This is a genomic window from Adhaeribacter radiodurans (assembly GCF_014075995.1).
In the GTDB taxonomy this organism is placed as follows: Bacteria; Bacteroidota; Bacteroidia; order Cytophagales; family Hymenobacteraceae; genus Adhaeribacter; species Adhaeribacter radiodurans.
In genome coordinates, this window is the sequence record NZ_CP055153.1 from 3,690,661 (window position 1) to 3,711,956 (window position 21,296).

Consider the following 21,296-nt stretch of genomic DNA (forward strand, 5'->3'; position numbering starts at 1 on the left):
TCTTAAAAATAAAAAAGCCCAAGTGAACTTGGGCTTTTTATGCTATTTATAGCTGTATACAAACGTGCCGGTTCACTCTTTTAGGATTCTAAAAGGTGCCACCAGCCAGCAGTATAAAGTTGTTTCATCTTCATGATGCTGCAAATATAACATCCATAATTTTTGGTGCAACTTTTTTTTTATTTTTTTGTGTAAAGCCATTTAAAAGCTTCCGGAAACTCACGCCGCCAGAACCATTCGCTATGATTGCCATCCGGACGGGTTTGGTACCAGATGTTTTCGTTGGGAAAATTATGGGCTACTAATTGGTTATACAACTGCTGCATTTGAGATACCATTTCTTCCCCTTCCTGCTCCCCGGCTAATAAAACCAGGCGGGTATTTTTAAAATCTTTCCTGGCGATAGTAAATATTTTATCAGAAAACCACAGGGAAGGAGATAGTACCATAGCTTTGCCAAAAACGTGCGGGTAATGCGCAGCGGCATATAAGGATATTAAACCACCCAAAGAAGAACCGCCTATTCCGGTATGCTCCGCCTCAGGTTGCGTTCTAAAATGAGTATCAATGTAAGGTTTTAAGTCCTGAATGATAAACTGAAGGTATTTTTCGCCATCACCGCCTCCGTATTCGGGATTCTTGTAGGGAGTTAATTCGTTAATCCGTTCCTCTCCGCCATGTTCAATTCCCACTACAATCACTTGAGGTCCGCCCGTTTGCGCCATTTGATCTAAGGTTTCGTCTATGCCCCACTCTTCTGTAAAACTGTAAAAAGCATCGAATAGATTTTGCCCATCATGCAAGTAAAGAACTGGGTAGCGCTTTTTACTGGTAGCATAATCGATAGGTAAATAAAGCCAAATCCGCCGGGTACGACCCAATTCGGGCATCTCAAAAGCAGAATCTAATACTTGCACCTGGGGGCTCGCTGTATGCTTTCTGGGAGGCCGCTCTACTAAATCCGTCCAATTAGCCACTTGCACCGAAACTTTAGCAGGAAAGGGCGGCTTAATTCTTCGGTTAGGCATATCGCTGCCGTCTTCTGCTGCTTCCACTGTTTCCCAGGTGCCACGCGTTACTTTAAATTCAACGGGCCTGTTCATAAAAGGCACTGTTATTACGTAGGTACCGTTTGGCTGGGGTTGTAGCTTGTAAACCGGTACCCCCGGCTGCCACCGGTTAAAATTACCAACAAGGTACAAATGCGCATCGGCGGGAGTATCATCTGGAATTTTATCTACAATTATTTTCATCTGCGCGGGTCCGGCAAGTATTAGAGATTAAAATATTATAAAATTAATCCCCAAAACGTAGTTTGTTTTCCAACAGTTTTTATTTTTAGAATCTTTAATTTGGTAGATATCTGCACATGCAATTTCGCTTCTACTTTTAAATGTTAATTAAATACTTGATATTGAATTAACCTCTTGGTAGAATCTAAATTTTCTTAGCGATAAAAGTTTATAATTTTACTTTTTTAAAGGTTAAAACTTTACTAAAAGCTCCCTATAACGTACCTGAACCTATTTTTACAATAAGCTACTCCACTTTACTTTTCTTAAATTTTAGAATTTAACCTTTTTAGTTTGTTGCTTAAGCGAGTTAATCAACTTATTTTTAATGCATTCTAATTCATTTTACTATACACTCATAAAACAATATACTTAGCAGTATATAATTCCAGTTCTTATTCCTCCTTCAAAGCAAACCCAGAACTAAATGGCACGAAGAATTTACGTCGGTTTTATTCTTATACTTTTAACCATTACCGAAGCTCGAACCCAACAAATAACCCGAATAGATCCAACTTTCTGGTGGGTGGGAATGAAAAACCCTAAAGTGCAGTTATTGGTTTACGGCCCTAGTATCGCCCAATCGCAGGTGAGCCTGAACTACCCCGGCGTAAAATTGGAAAAAGTAAAAAAGGTAGAAAATCCCAATTATTTATTTTTGGACTTAAATATTAATCCTACGGCTAAAGCAGGTAAGCTAAATTTTACTTTTTCCGGCGCGAAGAAAACAACCTATACCTACGAATTGAAAGCCCGAAACACTAATCCTAAAGGCCAGGGTGTGAGCAGCAAAGATTTTATTTATTTAGTTCTGCCGGACCGTTTTGCCAACGCCGACGAAAGTAACGATAATTTTGCTGATATGGCCGATCCTGAGGCAGATCGCCAGAACCCGTTTTTGCGTCACGGCGGCGATATTACTGGTATTACCAATCATTTAGATTATTTTCAGGAATTAGGAGTTACCGCGCTTTGGCTCAACCCGGTAATTGAAAACAATCAACCGCAAACAAATGAAGGCGGCTCCATGCGAAGTGCTTATCACGGGTACGGCTTTACCGACCACTACCAGGTAGATAAGCGCTTGGGCGGCAACGAAGCTTACCTAAAATTTGTGCAAGCGGCTCACGCCAAAAATTTACGGGTAGTGCAGGATGCCGTTTATAACCACCTAGGCATTAACCACTGGATCCTAAAAGACCCACCCAGCAAAGATTGGGTTCACCAATGGCCCACCTATACCAATACGTCTTACAAATTTCAGCCAGTACTAGACCCTTACTCTGCCCTGAGCGACAAAAAAATAACTTTAGATGGTTGGTTTGTGCCTTTTTTACCGGATTTAAATCAAGAAAATGCATACGTCGCAAATTACCTTATTCAGCATGCGCTCTGGACAGTAGAATATTTTGGCGTAGATGCCTGGCGGATTGACACCTACCTGTATAATAACCAAGCTTTTATGAACCGGTGTAATCAAGCTTTACTGGAGGAGTATCCTAACATTCATATTTTTGGTGAATCGTGGGTTAATAATGTTATTAGTCAGGCATACTTTGTAAAAAATAAAATCAACTTTCCGTTTAAATGCAACCAGCCGGGTACTTTAGATTTTGTGTTATGGGGCGCTTTTAACCAGGCTTTAAACCAAAAATCCGATTGGAACGAAAATTTAGTATACCAGGTACTGGCCCAGGATGCCGTTTATGAGAACCCACTTAAGTTGGTAACCTTTCTGGACAATCACGACATGGACCGCTATTACTCGGTCATCGGCGAAGATTTTAATAAATATAAAATAGGTATTACCTGGCTTTTAACCACCCGCGGTATTCCGAGCCTCTATTACGGTACCGAAATTTTAATGAAGAATTTCAAAAATCCGTCTGACGCAGAGGTACGAAAAGATTTTCCGGGGGGCTTTAAAGGCGATAAAGAAAATAAGTTTACCGCAACCGGACGTACTGCCGCAGAAAACGAAGCTTTTAATTTTGTTAAGAAACTGGCGCAGTACCGGAAAGCCACGCCAGCTTTGCACAGCGGTAAATTAATGCAGTATTTACCACAAAATAATACTTACGTGTACTTTCGGTTCGATGCTGCTAAAACAATTATGGTAGCTACCAACCCTACTGATCAGGAAATTACATTAGAAACCAGCCGTTTTGCTGAACGCATGTCTGGATTTAACCGGGCCCGCAACGTGCTGACAGAAGAAGTACAAAATAGCCTTGCTACCCTAAAATTACCCGCCAAATCGGCCTTAGTTTTAGAATTACTAAAATAAATTACTAAAGAAATCGGGTAAGCTACACTGGCTTAATAACCGGATAAACCTAAACCCCATTGTGAAATTTTATACAGATTAATCTAAATTTGCCTAAACTATTTTACTCTGAATAAGTACTTTATAGAATCAGCAAATTAAATAATATAAGGTGTCAGTACTACCAATTATGCCAGTTAATGGTAAGTGAACAATTAAGGAACTTTTATAAGTTTTTGGCCTTTTACTTACCGGTTATCTAAGAAGATTACCAATTACCTGAACAAATCACGTTGGATTACTCTTGTTTTTGCATAATATGAAATATTTATCCTTATACTATTATTAAATTATTAATTATTTATCTTAAGTTTACAAACCTTTTGCTTCGTAGAGCAGCAATTAAATATTTTCAAAAACCCGAGCATTACGTACAACAATAATCACAGCTTAAACCCTTTTAACTTTTTTACTTGACATGGTAATTATTGCAGATGGTGGTTCAACCAAAACAAGTTGGTGTTTAATTACGGACTCCAATACTAAGGTCTATTTCAACACGGAAGGTTACAATCCGTATTTTTCAGATACGCCTACTATTATTGCTTCGCTCCAAAAGAACCTACCGGAAAATCTTCGTAAAGATGCAGTAACTGAAGTAAATTATTACGGAGCAGGTTGCTCTGCTCCCGAAAAAATTGAAATAGTAGCTGCTGCCATGCGGGCAGTTTTTACCAACGCCAACGTGTACGTAGGCCACGATTTATTAGCCGCCGCCCGGGCTTTGCTGGGAGTAGAACCAGGTTTTGCCGCTATTTTAGGTACCGGCGCCAACACTTGTCTTTACGATGGCAAAAATGTTACATTAAACATCGACTCATTAGGTTATTTCCTGGGCGATGAAGGAAGTGGTTCGCACATTGGCAAACGCTTGGTTCGCGATTACATGCGGGGCTACTTGCCCGAAGGCATGCAGAAAATATTTAAAGACACGTACGAGCTTACCAACGAAGACATTTTTGATAACCTTTACAATAAACCTTTACCGAACCGCTTTTTAGCAAGTTTTAGTAAATTTTTATACGAGAACAACAATTTTTCGTATTCCCGCGAGGTGGTAAAAGAATCTTTCGATGCTTTCTTTAAAAACCTGGTTTGCCATTATCCTAATTACGAACAGTACTCACTTAACTGCGTGGGTTCGGTAGCTTATAACTTCCGCGATGTGTTAGAAGAAGTAAGCAATGAGCACAATATGGCCTTTGGTAAAATAATCCGTTCACCAATAGATGACTTGGTGTATTATCATTCTGTTTTAGCGCCTCAAACCCTGATATAAGTAGTTGGGTGTTAGATAATAGATTTCAGACATAGGATATAACATACGCCACTGGTGGTGCCTGCACAACCATCTTTAGAAACCTTTACGACCTATATAGATTCTAAAAATACGGCGCTGATAATATCGGTTTAAAGTAAATTTAAGCATTCTTTAAGACGATTATCCTCAACATAATTAATGATTTAAAAAGCTTCTGTTAACAGCAGAAGCTTTTTGTTTTTCCGGTTGGCCGGAATAATTCCGGTATATTTGCGTCGTGAATACGCGTCAGCAAATTTTAAAACTTCGTGGAAGATTTGTAAAAGCAGGAGCGTTATGCCTGCTTTGCTTGTTTTCCGGGCAAGTCTGGGCACAGACTGATTCCATAATAACGTTTGCTGTGCCGGAAAAGCAACCCGCCAAAACGAAATTGAAAGAATTGGGTATTGGTACTGGTATAGTTTACGGCGGCTTTTTAGCTGCCGCTTCGCAAGTCTGGTACCAGGATATGCCCCGCACTCATTTTCATTTTTTTAACGACAATAAAGAATGGCAACAAGTAGATAAAATCGGGCACTTTTGGAGTGCTTTTCACGAAAGCCAATTTGCTATTAGCGCCTTAAAATGGGCCAATGTACCCGAAAAAAAAGCCATAATCTGGGGTAGTTTAACCGGCATTTTATTGCAAACACCCATTGAAATTTTAGATGGCTATGCCGTAGACTATGGAGCATCGGTGGGCGATTTAATTGCGAACGCAGCCGGTTCGGCCGCTGTGTTAGGTCAATACCTGGCTTGGTCAGAAGTGCGGGTGCAACCTAAATTCTCGTTTCACCAGACCAGGTTTGCCCAGGCACGGCCCAGGGTTTTAGGCAGTAACTTACCCGAACAACTTTTAAAAGATTATAACGGCCAAACGTATTGGTTAGCCGTAGATGTAGCAAAATTTATCTCACCTGCCAGTCGTTACCCCAAATGGTTAAATATAGCAATTGGCTACGGCACCGAAGAAATAGTTTTTAACGATCCGGATACGAATCGACAAGCTGGGTTTCGGGCTTACCGGCAATTTTACCTGGCTCCGGATATTAACTTAGCGGCAATTAAAACCCGGAGTAAATTTTTAAAAACAACCCTGTTTATTTTGAATATGGTCCATTTACCTTTTCCTACGCTGGAATTTAATAAGCGGCAAAAATTTAAGTTTCATCCCTTATATTTTTAAAAAAGGACATATTGGTTTAAAAATTTGTTTTCAAAGAATAATAGTACAAAAAAATTAATATAGTGTTTAGTTAAGTGTTCTACAACCCAAGTACATTTTAAATTTGCCAGTTAAAAATTGAAAATAACTGGTGCCGCCATTTGTGCCTGCACAAACGGCATTGCGTGAAAGTTCTTAAACAAGAATTGCCCGTAGAAGCTAAAACCAATTTAGTAAAAGATTAAATTAGAAATTAAGAATATGAATATAGGCGACCGCGTGCGCTTGTTGCACGGCAAAGAACAAGGAATTATTACTCAATTTATCGGTAACGATCAGGTAGAAATTGCCATTGACAACGATTTTACTATACTGGTTTTACGACGCGAGGTAGTAGTAATTGCCGAAGAAGAAGATAAATATTTGAAAAACGTGGGCGTAGAACAGCCCGCCCGGGAAACTCGGAAAAACGAACCTGCTCCCCTACCGGTAACTGCAACAGCCGGTGTGTACGTGGCCCTAGTACCTCAAACAGAAGAATTACAGGCCGTAACTATTATTAATTTTTCCGATTTCGATTTACTTTTTACCTACGGCGAAGAAACCAACAACCGGTACAAAGGCATTGTAAGCGATAAACTTACTCCCAAAAACAGTAAAGTAGTTTCGCACCTGCACCTGAAAGATTTTGATAAATGGCCCGATTTGGTTATTCAGTACCTGCAGCACCGGGTAAGCGGATTAACGTTATTGGAACCAGTAGTAAAACGAATAAAGTTTAAAGCTTCGTCGTTTTACAAGAGTAAAAAAATGGCTCCGGTTGTAAAAAAAGAAGCTTATTTATTTTCGTTAGATCAGAAGCCAGTGGAAGTTAATCCAGATAAAATTTTAGAAAATTTAACGGAGGCCGAAACCAAGAACCCGGAAGCATACCAGTTAAAAATGCCTTTGCACGAGGTAGATTTGCACATTGAAAAACTTACGGACATCGACCCCGCCTTAATGAGCAACAGCGAAATCCTGCGAACGCAACTAGCTGTTTTTCAGGATAACCTCGATCGGGCTTTGGCTACTAACATGCACGAAATTGTTTTTATTCACGGAACTGGTAATGGCGTTTTACGTAAAGAAATTCAAAAGATATTGAGTCAGCGGCGAACGCAAATTAAATATTACGAAGATGCGCGCAAAGAAAAATTTGGATTTGGAGCTACTTTAGTGCGTTTAAAGTAAGCTGCGGCAAAGAACCAAAACCAGTAAATAATAGTTAAATTTGTAAAAATATAGTAAGCCGTCTTATCGCTGCGCTTATGGGCGGAGAGGAAAGTCCGGGCAACAAAGAGCAGTCTACTTCCTAACGGGAAGGGTTCCGGCGTAATCCGGAATACAGCCAGTGCCACAGAAAAGAACCGCCGGTACATGTACCAGGTACCATTTACCATTTGTTAAATTTTAACTATTGTTAAGTGTAAACTGGTAAATGAAAAGGTAAGGGTGAAAAGGTGCGGTAAGAGCGCACCAGTACGCGGGCGACCGTTGTAGCTGGGTAAACCTTAGGCGTTGAAAGACCAAATAGGCTGGCAGCTCATTTATTATTGGTTACTGTTTATTCAGTTATTTAGGTAATTGGTAAATGGTACCTGGTAAATGATAAGGGCGGCTCGTCCAATGCTAGTGGGTAGGTTGATGGAGCCCCGCCGTGAGGTTGGGCCTAGATAAATGATAAGACGCTATCCTTTTGGGTTAGCGACAGAACCCGGCTTACAGGCTTGCTATATTTTTTCTTTTACCTCTATCCTATTCTATTCCCGCTATAAATTTTTTACTTTTCTTTAAAGTTCTCTCATTTAAATTAATGTACCCACAGTCATAAGGTAGCTTACTTTTTTGATAAAAAATTCTAATATCTAAAAAGTTCTTATTGATTCTTCCAGAAATGTTAAACAGAAAAGCAGATAACCTTTTGTAGTTCTCTGCTTTTACGTTTAAGTTTTTGATTGGCTAATTTCCGCTGTTAATTTTTACCTCTTTTACTTTTGTAGGTAACCAAACCTGCATTTGATTTTTGCCCCGGTTGGCCCAGGTATAATATGGAATGGCAATAACCTCCTTTTGCTGTGTTTGCACACCTGCCCCATTAAGAGTAGTGGTAATTACCGGAGCTTTAGACTGAATGGCTATAACAGGTTCGTTTAAAACGTTATGCTTAATGGTTGTTAGGGTGGCATTTTCGGGTAAAATAATATTCCAGGCATTCCCGTTGTTATCGGCACCTTCTACGCAATAAACCAAAGGACCACGTTGTAAAGCGATGCGGTCGATGGTATAGGTTAAATCTTGTTTAGCGGCAATTCTTTTTACTTCCATTGGTAAATTCAACTCTACTACATCACTCTTTCGCCAGCTACGTTCCAGTACGGCATACCCGTTTTCTTCTTTATAATTAATTGGCTTGCCATTTAGTAAAATTTCATATTTAGCGGGTGCGTTAGAAGTAAATGAGTACAAATCGCCGGGAGCAGGTACTCCTTTTACCCAACCCGGAATACGTAAATGAACGGCAGACTTAACTGACTTGGCCGGATTGAGAGTTAACTTTACTTTTCCGTCCCAAGGATAATTGGTTTCCATGATTACCGGAATGGAATTTTTACCGACTTTCAGGGTAGTATTACTTCCCACAAATAAATTCACCCACAATCCGTTGTCTGATTGTCCGTATATATAATCGCCTAAAGAAGCAATTAAACGCGAAATATTAGAAGGGCAGCAGGCGGTACCAAACCACTCACTCCGCGAGTGCTGGCCACTGGAGGCTAAAGGATTACCATAAAAGAAGCGGTCGCCACTTAAACTTAATCCATCCAGCGCTCCATTGTACAGGCTCCGTTCCAGAACATCCACAAACTTGGCATCGCCGGTTAGTAAATTCATGCGCTGGTTCCAGAAAACCATACCCACCGAGGCACAGGTTTCGCAATATGCCTGTTCATTGGGTAAGTCGTAATCTTTAGAAAAGCCTTCGTTTTTGCCGGAAGAGCCAATGCCGCCTGTAATGTACATGTTCCGGAAAATAACATCTTCCCACACATTATTCATGGCTTTTAAATAACCGGGATCTTTCGTAGCAGCGGCTACATCTGCGGCTCCGGTATACAAGTACATGGCGCGCACGGCGTGGCCGGTAATTTCTTTTTGTTCTTTCACCGGAACATCGTCCTGGCAATATTTTGGATCTTTCCATTCGTCCCAAATTACGCCTTTACCATAACCATGACCGCGTTGGTTTAAAAACCAATCGGCTAATTGCAGGTAGCGGTCGTTTTTAGTGGTGTGGTATAATTTCATTAAGGCGAGTTCAATTTCCTGGTGGCCACTAACCCAATGCCGGTTTTGCAACCGAAAAGTAGTATCAATATGGTCAGCAAACTTTATAGCAACATCCAGCAATTTTCTTTTACCGGTGGTATTGTAGTAAGCCACTGCTGCTTCCATTAAATGACCGGCATTATAATCTTCGTGCTTTTCCATATCGGTCCAGCGCTTACTCAGGTCGGTTAAAGTATAATAAGTATTTAAATAACCATCGGGTTGCTGGGCGGCGGCAATTTTATCTATCCATTCATCGGCCTTTTTTTCTAATGTAGCATCCGGATGATTTTTCAAGGAATAAGCAATAGCTTCGAGAGCTTTGTAAACGTCGCTGTCATCGTAATAAATACCTTCGTGCTTTTCATTTTGCTTACGGGCAACTTTCTCAAAATTCCGGATACGAGCCGTTTTGTCTTCGGTCTGATAAATACAGGCTTGCAAAGTAGTGGTGGCTACTTTATCTAATTTAGGTTTCCAGAAATTATCGGTAATGGTTACCTGCGAAAAGCTTACCGGCTCCAACTTTTTAGTGGGAGTTTGAGCCTGAAGGCAAGAACTTACTACAGAAAACAAAAAAACGGCTAATTGATATTGCTTCATGGAAAGAACAAACCCCTTTGTATTTGAATTATTTAAGTCCGTGTTTTTCGCACATTTGCTGGATAAAGGTTAAACCTTTTTCGGCAATATCCCAGGGCTTAGAAAATTCGCGCCATACCCCAATGGCATTCGCAAAATCCGGATCGTTCCGGGAAAAAGCTTCTATTGTAAACGAACCAGTATAATTTATTCGAGCTAAAGCTGAAAAGGCATCGTCGAACGCAATGTGCCCATCGCCGGGAGTTCCCCGGTCGTTTTCACTGATATGGACGTGTACTAAATAAGGCGCTATGGTTTGAATAGCCTGGGCAAATTTCTTTTCTTCGATGTTGGCGTGATGGGTATCAAACATGGCCCGAACATTTGGATGTTGCGCTTCGCGAATTAAACGGCTTAGTTGCTCCATGGTGTTGCAGAGGTAACTTTCGAACCGGTTTAAGGCTTCTAATCCTAAAGTAACATTTGCTGGGGCGGCGTGTTCTCCAACGGCATGCAGTACCTCGGCACCCCAACCATATTCCTGGTCTTCGGGGGCATGCAAAGCAAATAACGAATGCGCTGAGTGTAAGGGCCCACAAAGAATTTTTGCTTGCAGGTCATGTGTCCGGTCCACTACCCATTTAAGACGATCTAAAGCTTTGGCCCGGACGGAAGCATCCGGACTAATAGGATTTTCTTCTTTGCTCACCGTCGCAACCGTGGTTACTTCTAAGCCTAATTCGCGACAATGGTTGCCAATGCGCTGGTAAGCAGCCTTATCGGGGGTTCCTACAAAAAACTCCACTCCATCATAGCCAATCTTCTTTAAACGGTCTACAATAGGCAATATTTCATCCGACATTCCAGCTGACCAGGCCAGCACATTAAATCCGATTTTATTCATAATTCTATTTTAGGATTTCTTTATAAATTTTATTTTAGATTTTAGTATTGATCATAAATACAAGCCTAATTTCCTTCACGTTAATACCTCTTTAATGCTAAAAGCTTATAGAAAAGATATACTTTCAGCATAAAAGCCCCACGGTCCGGTTTCTTTTCCACCTAATCGAATTTAGGAAAAATTAAATATAGATAATTAATCCTGACAAACTATCCTGAACTGTCCTGAAAAAGGAACCAGAATATTGGGTTATAAACCAGCTAAGATTTACTAAATATTCAAAATATAAGCTGGTACAATAGATTAGCAAAGAAATTTTGTACATCTAAAACTGTTTAGGCAAATTAACAATACCAATATCCACACCTATAGAATTGCCTAATTCCATAAATAGAGCAATTTATTTTAAAGTATATGAAAAGCAGAAAGTTTGATGGAGTAGTTGGTACTAGAATTTGTTAGCAACAAGAAACTCAAAATTCATTACTAGCAAGGACAATCATCTATTTCTTTCGGAAAGTAAAAGAGATTTTAAGTCTATGATTTAAGCTGAAGATGGAAGCTATTTAATAATTATTAGCACTTAAGGGTAATTTTTTATAGCCTGCCCAATAAAGTTCATGGCTTGGGTATAGGTTTCTATGCCGTGGCCCACGTTTTCGAATACAACTATCTCTTTTAAACTGCTAATTTTTTCTTTGGCATTCTGGATGGACTTCTGATACGGAAACAACAAGTCTTTGGTACCTTCCAGTAAGTAAGTATCCACTTTAACTCTTGTTAGCTCATCGCCCATGTAGTAAGGTTTTTGGGTGTTATCTTTATAGCGGGTAATGGCAAATAGTTCGTAATCTACTATTAGCTTTTCGGACTCCGGAGAAAGTTGATGAGTGGGTTTACTGAAAACTGCTTTATCTAAAAACTTACTTATATTTTTTTTATTGGGAGCAAAGAGAGGCAATAAATTATAATACAGATTATTAAAAGTTAAAGAAAAACGTTGCAAACAACCTGGATTTAACAAAAAAACGGTCTTTATTTTCTCCGGATCCACAATGGCTAATTTTAAGCAAATAAGTCCGCCGAATGATGCTCCTGCCACATAGGCATTTTCAATTTTAAGGTTTTCAAGAATTTCGGCGGCCCAAAAACCATAATCCATTGATTTAATATCCGGGGTATTGCCATCGCTTAAATTAGGTAAACCGTTAGTCTCCACCAGGTAAATTCTTACGTTATGCCTTATATTATCTAGGCCTTTATCGAAATCCCAAAATAAGGAACTGGTGCGGGCGCCGGGAAAAATAACCAAGGCATCCCAAGTTATTTGGTTGGTGTGTAAACCCCAGATGTGCGTTTTGCCTAATGATGTTTTAAAAGAGATTCGTTCGTATTGCCTGCTATTGTTTGCTTCTAGTTGTTGCACCCAATCTTTAAACCATTGTTCATCTAGCGCAGGATTCTTGAAAAAGGATCTCTTACAAATTTTCATACCTTTTCTAAATGGTGTTTCATCTGTTTCTCTGGAAAACAAGCATGGCCGAGGATGAAAGCCCTAGCCTAATATTTCAGGACAATTAATGATAATTTGATAAAAAACTAATAATCAGCAACTAACACACCTTCCAAAATTTACTTTAGTTAAAACTACATAGGTATACCCATATTTCATTCATTTACGTCTGGATATAAGCATTCTTGTTTTCCGGATTTGTCTGGTTGCTATGAAATGAAGTCTTTCGTTGTATAATAACCAGCCACCGACTGCTCCTAATATACTGCCCAGTAATATATCAAAAAAGCGGGCGGTAATCAGCGTTGTAGAATTAGCCGCCAATGTATTACCAGATTCCGCCAGAAAAATTGTAAGTACGGTTATAAATATAACAGCCATTCCATAATTACGAACCACTAAAAATTCAACAATTAATTGTAGCACGATTATACCAATACAAAAAGTAAGAGAAGTAGGATGCAACAATAAGACACCCCACGTAAGACCTAGCCCTATAAAGGTGCCTAAAATACGCTGAATACTCCTTTGCCATACATGTTTGCTACTGGCTCCTTGCATTACAGCCGCACAAGAGGTAGGTACCCAATACGGATTTTCGAGCTTTAACAAATTGGCCAGCAGTAAAGCAAAGCCAACCATAAAACCAAAGGTTACCGACTCAACTAAATTCACATACTTATTCTTAGTTATTCCAATTGTTTGGTTTTCTGAATTGGAGTTTTTAAAAGTAAGCAGCCCATAAATTAATCCTAAGGTACAGGAGATCATGGTTCCTATGCCAATATAGCCAATATTCTGTGGAATACTTTTTAAGCTAAAAGGCATACAAAAAGCAACCGAAGCAATCATGATAAAGAAAAAATTGCCCGGCGGACGAGTCATTTTTAAATAGTACAAACCTAAATGCACCACAAAAGCATACAAGCCAAGTGCCAGCGGAGCTATATATGCATTAAAGCCAAAAAGACTACCTACCGAAAAAGAAACCATAATACCAAAAGAACAGGCCATAAGCGTGACCATACTTTTAGTTATACTGAGAGAATGGATATATAAAATGACCAAACCAGCCATAGAGGCAAGTTTACCACCTGCCATATTGCCGGTGAAATAGCCAGCTAAAATGGGAATGCCTACGCTTAAACCAGCTAAAACAGGAATATGCCATTTTCTATCTGTTTCCCTGAATTCGAAAAGCTGCTTTAGCATTTTGGCTATTCTCCTGGTTAAATACCAATAAAACTTTAACAATCAGAAAGGACTATTATTTAAGGGATATATCGGCTAAGATTTACTAAATATAAAAAACGAAAACAAAGTGCCGAATGGTTGTAAAGAATAAAGATTATTAAAGCGCTGAACTCTTGATAAAAGAATTAAAAAATGAAAATTTTAAGGACTTCTATCAGAAAGAAATTTACCTGAAAAATCAAAAGTCCAAGTTCTTATTTATTTAAACATTTACTATTTCCTTTAAGAATTTACCCGCGAAACCCGTTTGGTAATAGAGTCAATGCTAATGTTAATTTCAAAACCGAGTACTAACGTCATGGAAATAAAGTCGAGCCAAATCATTAGCCCGACTAAAGCGCCAATAGAACCATAAAAATGGTTGTAAGTATCGAATATTCTAATGTAAAGTGAAAAAAGCCACGACACTAGAAATATAAGCAAAGTAGCCACTACAGCCCCCGCCGAAAAGAATGGCCATTTATCGTGAATAGCCGGAACGTAATAATAAATAGAGCAAGTAGCCAATAAAAACAGAAAGATAATAGCCAGGTACTTAAGCGCTACAATTAAAGTATAAGTAAAAGCCTCGGTAACAATTTCGTAGAAGACCAGCACATCGAGCAAATACGTACCAAATAAAATAATACCGATGGAAGTAATAAGGATTAACGAAAGCATTAGGGTTAACCCGGTAGCAATTAACCGCTTACGCAAATACGTTCGTTGCCTGAAGGTTTTGTATTTTTTATCAAAAGCATCCATCAACGACATAATACCGTTGGTAGAAAGCACCAGCGCAAATAAAAAGTTAACCGACAACAAGCCCCCTCGCGGAATATTTACAATATCTTCAATAGTACTACTCGCCGCAGCGTACATTTCTTTGGGCATAAAATCCTGCAAAAAGTTAAGGATGCTGGTATTTAAATCCGGAATGGGAATGTACGGGATAAGGGTAAACAGAAATATAATGGTGGGGAATATAGATAAAGTAAAATTAAACGCCATGTACGAGGCCCGCTTGGTAAGCGAGTCTAGCCGGAGTTCACGTATCAGCACTTCCAGAATATCGTAAACCGAAAGCCGTCCTTGGCTAAAGCGAAGACGCTTTAGAAAAATAATAAATTTTCGGTAGGGTCGTCGCTCTTCTACGTATTTCTGCTGAAGTCCCATGCTTTAGTAATAACTTTCCATTAACGAAATCAGGCTTTCCGGAATATGAGTTGGCCTTCCTGTTCGCATGTCTACAAATACCAGGGTAGTTTCGCCAATATTCAAAAGCTCTTTGGCTTCGTTATACACTTCGTACTCAAACTTTATACGTGTTCCGTGCGGTTTGTTAGCAATTATTACTTTAATGGTAAGCAAATCGTCGTAGCGAGCCGGCCGGATGTACTTGCAACGCAATTCTAATACGGGCATCATAACGCCCGCTTTTTCCATTTCATTATAATTCACACCCAGGCTCCGAAACGTTTCGGTACGCGCTACCTCATAATATGCTGCAAAATTACCGTAATACACATAACCCATTTGGTCCGTTTCTGAATAACGTACGCGCACTTGTATTTCCGATTGAAACATGCTAAGTAAATTATGAATTAGAAATTAAAAATTAGAAATGATTAGACCGTCAATGATTTATAATATGAAATAAATTATATGTATTTATAATTTTAAGCATTAGAATTACCCGTTCTTAAATTTTTCTAATTCTTTATTTCTAATTATTAATTCATTAATGTCAATTACTTTAAAATATTCCGGTCGTTTAGGGCTTGCTGGTAGCGGCGGGCATTCCGGATGTGCTCGGCTTCGGTAACAGCAAAATTATGATAGCCTGAGAAATCTTCTTTCGCGCAGAAATAAATGTAGTTATGTTGCTCCGGGTTCAATACAGCATCAATAGAAGAAATAGAAGGTAAGTTTATTGGCCCGGGTGGCAAACCTTTGTATTTATAAGTATTGTAAGGCGAATCAAAGCGCAAATGTTCATTTAAAACCCGCCGAATGCTAAAGTCGCCCACTGCAAAAACTACCGTTGGATCGGCCTGTAAAGGTAAGCCAATTTTTAACCGGTTTAAGTAAACACCTGCTATCCGGCGGCGCTCATCCGGATGAACTGATTGTTCGGCTTCCACAATAGAAGCTAAGGTAGATACCTCACTTTTACTCAACCCCAAAGACTTTGCCTTGGCTACCCGGACAGGAGTCCAGAAAGCATCGTATTCTTTCTTCATGCGCTTTAATAACTCCTCAGCCGACGTATTCCAGTATAATTCGTAAGTATTCGGAATAAACATGGTCATAATAGTGGTAGTATCAAAGCCCAGGTTTTTCACGTATTTTTCGTCGCGCAGCAAGGAATCAAGTGCGGTTTGAGTTGCTGAAATATCACTGCTTAATTTGGCGGTAAGATCTCTTTTTATGCGGATATTGTTAAAGGTAAGCCGCACAGGCGATTGAATCCCGGCCCTTAACTGGCTAATCTGGTAGTAATTAGTCGCCCTATTAATTAATTCATAATGCCCTGGTTTAATTAATTTAGGATAGTCCATTAACTTAGCCAGAAAACGGAAAGACAACTCGTCTATTATCACCTTTTCATTTTCAATGGAATCCATTACCTGCTCAAACGTAGCACCTCTCGGAATCCGGATGTAGACGTGCTTACCGTGCGTATCTACATTAGGCGTATATACAATCTGGTAGGCGTAATACGAAAAACTTATGAATAATAAACCGCCTACCACCAGTAAATTGCGGAGCGTATTAGATTTTTTACGAGCTTTTTTCTGAACATCCATATTTTACAAAATTCCACCTACCAGCACTACCATCCTCTTTTTGCCGGTATTCTAACAAAAGTAATACATCTTACAGGATTTAAAAACCTGCCCAGAAACAGATAAGCAGATGGAATTGAATAAGGGGCAGAATGATGGCGGTTAATAGCTGCTTTAGAATAGTTCTTCGTGATTAATTTACGAATGAGCTATCCTAAAAATATATCAGCTACTAACCAATTTTGCTGTTGTAAAATATAAAACGTTATAAAGAATTGGTCTATTGTTTTTGCAGCCGATCTATTTCGGCTTGTAGTTCCGTAATGGCTTGATTGCTTATATTCTCAATATTAGCTACTAAGTCAGGCACATCAGTTAAATTAATTTGCTGCTTCGTGTAAGCTTCCAAATCCCGGATGGGCTGGTACAAAGCTGAAATTCCTACAGTGTCGTAATTTGCTTTTAGCTGATGGGCCAGGTTAGCCGCTTTCGCCCAATCCAACAGTGCTACTGCTTGCCCCATGGCCTGAACTTGCGGTGGTACCTGATCGATAAACATTTGCAGGAACTTAATTAAAAAATCGGTATTGCCATTGGCCATGCTTTGCAATAATGTTAAATTGCATAATTTTTCGGGGGCGGAAAAGTCGGACATGGCTAAAGATGTTGTTTTATTCAAGGTGAATGATGCATCAACCGCTGAGGGTTGTTTAATAGTTGCTGCAATTTTCTGAAAAAGCTTACACTCTTCAAAAGGTTTTGCCAGGTAATCGTTCATACCAGCCGCGATAAAATGCTCCGCATCTCCTTTTAAAGCGTTTGCCGTTAAAGCAATAATAGGAATATTCGCCTTTTGGGTATCAACTAATTGCCGGATGCGCTGGGTGGCTTCTATACCGCTTACTTCAGGCATCTGAATATCCATTAAAATTAAATCGTAATAGTTTTGAGATGCTAAAGTAATGGCCTCTCTTCCATTTTGGGCTGTATCTACGGTAAAACCCCAATTCTGCATAATAGACTGCGCCAAAAATTGATTTACCGCATTATCCTCGGCCAATAAGATTTTTAAACTTCCTAAACTGGTAAAATCAACCGGACTTCCATCTGATTTAACTTCTTTAATTTGAGCTGCTGCTGCTTTTTGAAAAGTAAGTTCAAATTTAAACTCGCTGCCTTTACCTAGCTCGCTTTCCACCCAAATCTTACCCCCTTGCTTTTCTACTAAGTTTTTACAAATGGTAAGTCCCAGTCCGGTTCCGCCATAGTTGCGCGATGTGTGCGCGTGGGCCTGCATAAAGCCTTCGAAGATGGTAGCTTGCTTTTCTACCGGAATACCAATTCCTGAGTCTTTTACCAGAAATTGAAAGGTACTAGTAGTATCTGTTTCTGCTACAATTTCTGTGCGAATAACTACTACCCCCTGGTTGGTAAATTTAATAGCATTACTTACTAAATTAAGCAACACCTGGGTAAGCCGGTGCGGGTCACCAACCAGAAACGGATGATTTAAATTAATGCTTTTTACTATTAATAAAATATCTTTTTCCTCGGCTTTATATTCAAGAGCTTGTTGAACTCCCTGCAAAATTTCGTGGATATTAAAGGGAATATATTCTAATACCAACTTACCGGACTCTATTTTAGCCAGATCTAATATATCATTAATAATAACTAACAGGTTCCGGGCTGAATAATCAATAATATCCAGGTACTTTTGCTGGGTTTCGTGCAGGGCTGTTTTATTTAATAAACCCGCCATTCCTAGCACGCCATTTAGTGGCGTCCGGATTTCATGGCTCATATTGGCCAAAAAATTTTTCTTCGCTAAGGCCGATATTTCAGCAGCTTCTTTGGCTTTTTTAAGTTTACGTTCTGTCTTTTTCCGAATAGTAATATCCCTTGATACGGTTTGTACTTCAATTACCTTCCCACCTGCATTAAATATGGGACGCAAGCCAGTATCTACCCAAATATATTGCCCATCTTTACGCCGAATCCGATACTCGATGTTCTTTGCTGATTTACCAGTAGTTAATATTTCAATTACTTTCTCTATAATCCGTTTCTTATCTTTAGAGTGAATAAACTCGTACGGAGAAACATCTATCATATCTTCAGGAGTATAACCTAATATATCCCGAGCAGAAGGAGAAGCATAAATAATTTTTCCATCGGGTTCATGCAAACATACCAAATCGGTCATGTTCTCGGTAATTAACCGAAACTGTTTCTCACTTTTCCGGAGAGTGAATTCAGCTGCTTTACGTTCACTAATATCCTGAATTATTCCGGTAAATACTGGATCAGTTGTGTTGCCGGTGGCGGTAATGGAAACTTCAACCGGAAATTCTTCGCCGTTCGCGCGTTTCGCAGTTAGCTCCACTCTTTTGCCCATTATTTTACTTTTTCCTGTCCGGAGATAACGGACCAGACTGGGCACATAATCTGAACGTAAACTAGACAGAATAATTACCTCGTATATTTTTTTACCAATTACTTCGTCCCGTTGATATCCAAAAGTTTTTTCAGCGGCCGGATTAAATTCCAGAATACAACCCTCTTTATCCATACTGATAATGCAATCCATAGCCGAATTTAATACAGCTCGGTTTCGCATTTCACTATTTTCTAAAGCCCGCTGCGTTTGCAGTAAATCGGTGATATTAATAGCGGTACCAGCAACAAAAGAATCGCCGTTTATAGTATGAATAGGAAATTTATGTACTAGAAATTGCCCCTTAGTACCATCTGATAAAATTACTTCCTCCCGGTACTCCATAGCCCGTTGATTTTTCGCCACTAAAACATCATTTTGGTGCAACTTGGCAGCAATAGATTCTGGATATAATTCAAAATCAGTTTTACCTGTTACCAACTCCCGCGAAAGTCCCAGAGCATGTTTATGCGTTTGATTTACATAGCTATAACACCAGTCACCGGTATTTTTCATCCAGGCAAGCACCGGGCTGTTATCCATAAAAGCAGCAAAGCGTTCTTCACTTTCCAGTAAAGTTTTTTCAAATATTTTCTTTTCGGTTATATCGTGGTTAATTGTTAAAACAGCTTTTTTTCCTTTGTAAGTAATAAAGGAAGCACTTATAGATAAATGGATTTCAGTACCATCTTTACGGTATTGTGTGCTTTCTATATTATCTAAAGTACCCGTACGATTAAGTTGCTGCAAGTAGGCTTTGCCCCGAATCACATCTTTAGAAATACGCTGCAAAGTCATACCTATAAATTCAGCATGAGTAAAGCCATAAAGTTTACAAGCTTTATGGTTGGCATCAAATACTTGCTCCGTTTCCGGATCAAATATGAGAATGGCATCGTTCGCTTTATTAAATAAATCGCGGTAATCTCGTTCACTACGTATTAAAGCTTCCCGTTCTTTAGATATATCCCGAATAATTCCCCAGAATTTAAAATATCCATCCTGATCCAAGTATTTATTAGAGCTTATATCAGCTAAGAAACGGCTACCATCCTTTCGTATCAGAACCATTTCGCCCCGGAATTTACCCATCCGTAATTTTTCCTGCCGGAATATAATCTGTTTAGGATCTGTTATATCAACAACATCGTAATAGTTAAGTTGTAGCAGTTCAGATTTAGAATACTGCAACAAAGAACAAAAGGTGCTATTTACATCAAGGATAGTGTCTTCTAAAGACAGAATAACCATGGCTTCCGGACTTTCCTGGAAGAGCTGCCGGAAAATAGTATCATACGTATATAGAGGTTCAGGTACCCGGTAATTTTCTAATGGAACGTTATCCTCTTCAACAAAAAATTCTTTTTCAGTTAGTTGTTGGCTTAACAGTTGGTTACGCTGTTCTGCTTTTGCTAGCTTTATCTTTAATTCTTGTATTGTTTCTAATAGATTTGTTTGCATATTTCTATTACTCGCACCAACCTTCTCTTTTTCCGAACAAACTGTAATAATACAAATTTTATTCTTGAGATATTTATTAATTATACTGAAAAGCAACAAAAGTAATAAGCAATTCTTGTTACAATATAATTCCTTTTAGCTAGCTAAAGAGGCATTTAGTAAAACAGAAAGGCCCTTTGGCCTTGCCAACAATAAACAAGACCTAAATAGTTCTACAAAAAAATAAACCAATTTTTAATTAATAGGTAAAATAAGCATTCGTTTATACTTAAATAATAAACTATATGGCAAATGCTACTTTAATAAAAATTCATCCGGATAACCCACCTATGAATAAAATTCTGCAGGTAGTAGAAATTTTGCGCAAGGGAGGAATAGTAATTTACCCTACCGATACCATTTATGGAATGGGTTGCGATTTGCATAATGCCCGGGCATTAGAACGTCTTTGTCATTTAAAAGGCCTTAAACCAGATAAAGCAAACTTATCTTTTATTTGCTCTGATCTTACCCATATTTCTGACTATGCCCGGAATATTTCTACTTCTGTTTATAAAGTCATGAAAAAAGCCTTGCCGGGTCCGTTCACTTTTGTACTGGAAGCAAGCAGTAAAGTACCCAGACTAGGAGGCATACGGAAAAAGACAGTTGGCATACGGGTACCGAATCATCAAATACCATTGTGCATTGTTCGGGAATTAGGAAATCCTATTATTTCTACTTCTATCCACGACGACGATGCGATAATCGAATATGCTACTGACCCGGAGCTTATATTCGAAAAATTCAGACATTCGGTAGATGCGGTAATAGACGGAGGCTACGGCAAGAACGTACCTTCTACGGTAATTAACTGCGAAGATGAGCAGTTTGAAGTACTTCGCCAGGGTGCGGGTATTATTGAGGAATATGTTTAAATAAGTTA

At 39.1% G+C, this 21,296-nt stretch carries 14 protein-coding genes and 1 other RNA gene; 6 read left to right on the plus strand and 9 right to left on the minus strand.

Annotation, left to right across the window (positions count from 1 at the left end; all coding sequences use genetic code 11):
- Positions 1-179: 179 nt before the first annotated feature.
- A complete protein-coding gene (locus tag HUW48_RS14940) occupies positions 180-1,253 on the minus strand; it encodes an alpha/beta hydrolase-fold protein (RefSeq protein WP_182411708.1) in 1,074 nt (357 codons plus the stop codon).
- 466 nt (positions 1,254-1,719) lie between these two features.
- Between HUW48_RS14940 and HUW48_RS14945 the strand changes: the two genes are divergently transcribed.
- The 5 genes from HUW48_RS14945 to rnpB all read left to right on the plus strand — a co-directional run bounded on the left by HUW48_RS14945 (position 1,720) and on the right by rnpB (position 7,863).
- On the plus strand, positions 1,720-3,579 hold the full coding sequence (locus HUW48_RS14945) for a glycoside hydrolase family 13 protein (RefSeq protein WP_182411709.1): 1,860 nt from the start codon (positions 1,720-1,722) through the stop codon (positions 3,577-3,579).
- Positions 3,580-4,036: 457 nt separating this feature from the next.
- Positions 4,037-4,897: an N-acetylglucosamine kinase gene (locus HUW48_RS14950; RefSeq protein ID WP_182411710.1), complete on the plus strand. Its 861-nt coding sequence runs from the start codon at positions 4,037-4,039 to the stop codon at positions 4,895-4,897.
- Positions 4,898-5,156: 259 nt separating this feature from the next.
- Complete coding sequence (locus HUW48_RS14955) at positions 5,157-6,104, plus strand: DUF2279 domain-containing protein (RefSeq protein ID WP_246343486.1); 948 nt, start codon at positions 5,157-5,159, stop codon at positions 6,102-6,104.
- 240 nt (positions 6,105-6,344) lie between these two features.
- Positions 6,345-7,316 carry a Smr/MutS family protein gene (locus HUW48_RS14960; RefSeq protein WP_182411711.1) on the plus strand — a complete coding sequence of 324 codons (972 nt, stop codon included), beginning with the start codon at positions 6,345-6,347 and terminating at the stop codon, positions 7,314-7,316.
- A 50-nt stretch (positions 7,317-7,366) separates the two neighbouring features.
- An RNA gene (gene rnpB, locus HUW48_RS14965) (RNase P RNA component class A) lies at positions 7,367-7,863 on the plus strand.
- 221 nt (positions 7,864-8,084) lie between these two features.
- On the opposite strand, the gene HUW48_RS14970 is transcribed toward rnpB, so the two are convergent.
- From HUW48_RS14970 to HUW48_RS15005, 8 genes are all read right to left on the minus strand, one after another.
- Positions 8,085-10,055, minus strand: a complete 1,971-nt coding sequence (locus HUW48_RS14970; protein WP_182411712.1) for a glycoside hydrolase family 127 protein — start codon at positions 10,053-10,055, stop codon at positions 8,085-8,087.
- Between the two features lie 28 nt (positions 10,056-10,083).
- Complete coding sequence (locus HUW48_RS14975) at positions 10,084-10,938, minus strand: sugar phosphate isomerase/epimerase family protein (RefSeq protein ID WP_182411713.1); 855 nt, start codon at positions 10,936-10,938, stop codon at positions 10,084-10,086.
- A 583-nt stretch (positions 10,939-11,521) separates the two neighbouring features.
- Positions 11,522-12,430: an alpha/beta fold hydrolase gene (locus HUW48_RS14980; RefSeq protein ID WP_182411714.1), complete on the minus strand. Its 909-nt coding sequence runs from the start codon at positions 12,428-12,430 to the stop codon at positions 11,522-11,524.
- Positions 12,431-12,610: 180 nt separating this feature from the next.
- Positions 12,611-13,663, minus strand: coding sequence for an FUSC family protein (locus HUW48_RS14985; RefSeq protein ID WP_182411715.1), 1,053 nt, complete (start codon positions 13,661-13,663; stop codon positions 12,611-12,613).
- Positions 13,664-13,927: 264 nt separating this feature from the next.
- Entirely contained in the window at positions 13,928-14,860 is a 933-nt protein-coding gene (locus HUW48_RS14990; RefSeq protein ID WP_182411716.1) for a YihY/virulence factor BrkB family protein, read from the minus strand.
- 3 nt (positions 14,861-14,863) lie between these two features.
- The gene (locus HUW48_RS14995) at positions 14,864-15,271 is read right to left on the minus strand and encodes an acyl-CoA thioesterase (RefSeq protein ID WP_182411717.1); all 408 of its coding nucleotides are present in this window, start codon (positions 15,269-15,271) and stop codon (positions 14,864-14,866) included.
- A gap of 164 nt (positions 15,272-15,435) precedes the next feature.
- Positions 15,436-16,494 (minus strand): endolytic transglycosylase MltG, encoded by a 1,059-nt coding sequence (mltG, locus tag HUW48_RS15000; protein ID WP_182411718.1) that lies wholly within the window; start codon positions 16,492-16,494, stop codon positions 15,436-15,438.
- 259 nt (positions 16,495-16,753) lie between these two features.
- A complete protein-coding gene (locus HUW48_RS15005) occupies positions 16,754-20,371 on the minus strand; it encodes a PAS domain S-box protein (RefSeq protein ID WP_182411719.1) in 3,618 nt (1,205 codons plus the stop codon).
- A gap of 284 nt (positions 20,372-20,655) precedes the next feature.
- On the opposite strand from HUW48_RS15005, the gene HUW48_RS15010 reads away from it, so the two are divergent.
- Positions 20,656-21,288, plus strand: a complete 633-nt coding sequence (locus HUW48_RS15010; RefSeq protein WP_182411720.1) for an L-threonylcarbamoyladenylate synthase — start codon at positions 20,656-20,658, stop codon at positions 21,286-21,288.
- The last annotated feature ends 8 nt before the right edge of the window (positions 21,289-21,296 follow it).

Excerpts from the sequence above, each read along its gene's own strand:
- HUW48_RS14995 (WP_182411717.1), bottom strand. The coding sequence starts at position 15,271 with ATGTTTCAATCGGAAATACAAGTGCGCGTACGTTATTCAGAAACGGAC.
- HUW48_RS14950 (WP_182411710.1), top strand. The coding sequence starts at position 4,037 with ATGGTAATTATTGCAGATGGTGGTTCAACCAAAACAAGTTGGTGTTTA.
- HUW48_RS15005 (WP_182411719.1), bottom strand. The coding sequence starts at position 20,371 with ATGCAAACAAATCTATTAGAAACAATACAAGAATTAAAGATAAAGCTA.
- HUW48_RS14945 (WP_182411709.1), top strand. The coding sequence starts at position 1,720 with ATGGCACGAAGAATTTACGTCGGTTTTATTCTTATACTTTTAACCATT.
- mltG (WP_182411718.1), bottom strand. The coding sequence starts at position 16,494 with ATGGATGTTCAGAAAAAAGCTCGTAAAAAATCTAATACGCTCCGCAAT.
- HUW48_RS14960 (WP_182411711.1), top strand. The coding sequence starts at position 6,345 with ATGAATATAGGCGACCGCGTGCGCTTGTTGCACGGCAAAGAACAAGGA.
- HUW48_RS14985 (WP_182411715.1), bottom strand. The coding sequence starts at position 13,663 with ATGCTAAAGCAGCTTTTCGAATTCAGGGAAACAGATAGAAAATGGCAT.
- HUW48_RS14970 (WP_182411712.1), bottom strand. The coding sequence starts at position 10,055 with ATGAAGCAATATCAATTAGCCGTTTTTTTGTTTTCTGTAGTAAGTTCT.
- HUW48_RS14940 (WP_182411708.1), bottom strand. The coding sequence starts at position 1,253 with ATGAAAATAATTGTAGATAAAATTCCAGATGATACTCCCGCCGATGCG.
- HUW48_RS14975 (WP_182411713.1), bottom strand. The coding sequence starts at position 10,938 with ATGAATAAAATCGGATTTAATGTGCTGGCCTGGTCAGCTGGAATGTCG.
- HUW48_RS15010 (WP_182411720.1), top strand. The coding sequence starts at position 20,656 with ATGGCAAATGCTACTTTAATAAAAATTCATCCGGATAACCCACCTATG.
- HUW48_RS14980 (WP_182411714.1), bottom strand. The coding sequence starts at position 12,430 with ATGAAAATTTGTAAGAGATCCTTTTTCAAGAATCCTGCGCTAGATGAA.
- HUW48_RS14990 (WP_182411716.1), bottom strand. The coding sequence starts at position 14,860 with ATGGGACTTCAGCAGAAATACGTAGAAGAGCGACGACCCTACCGAAAA.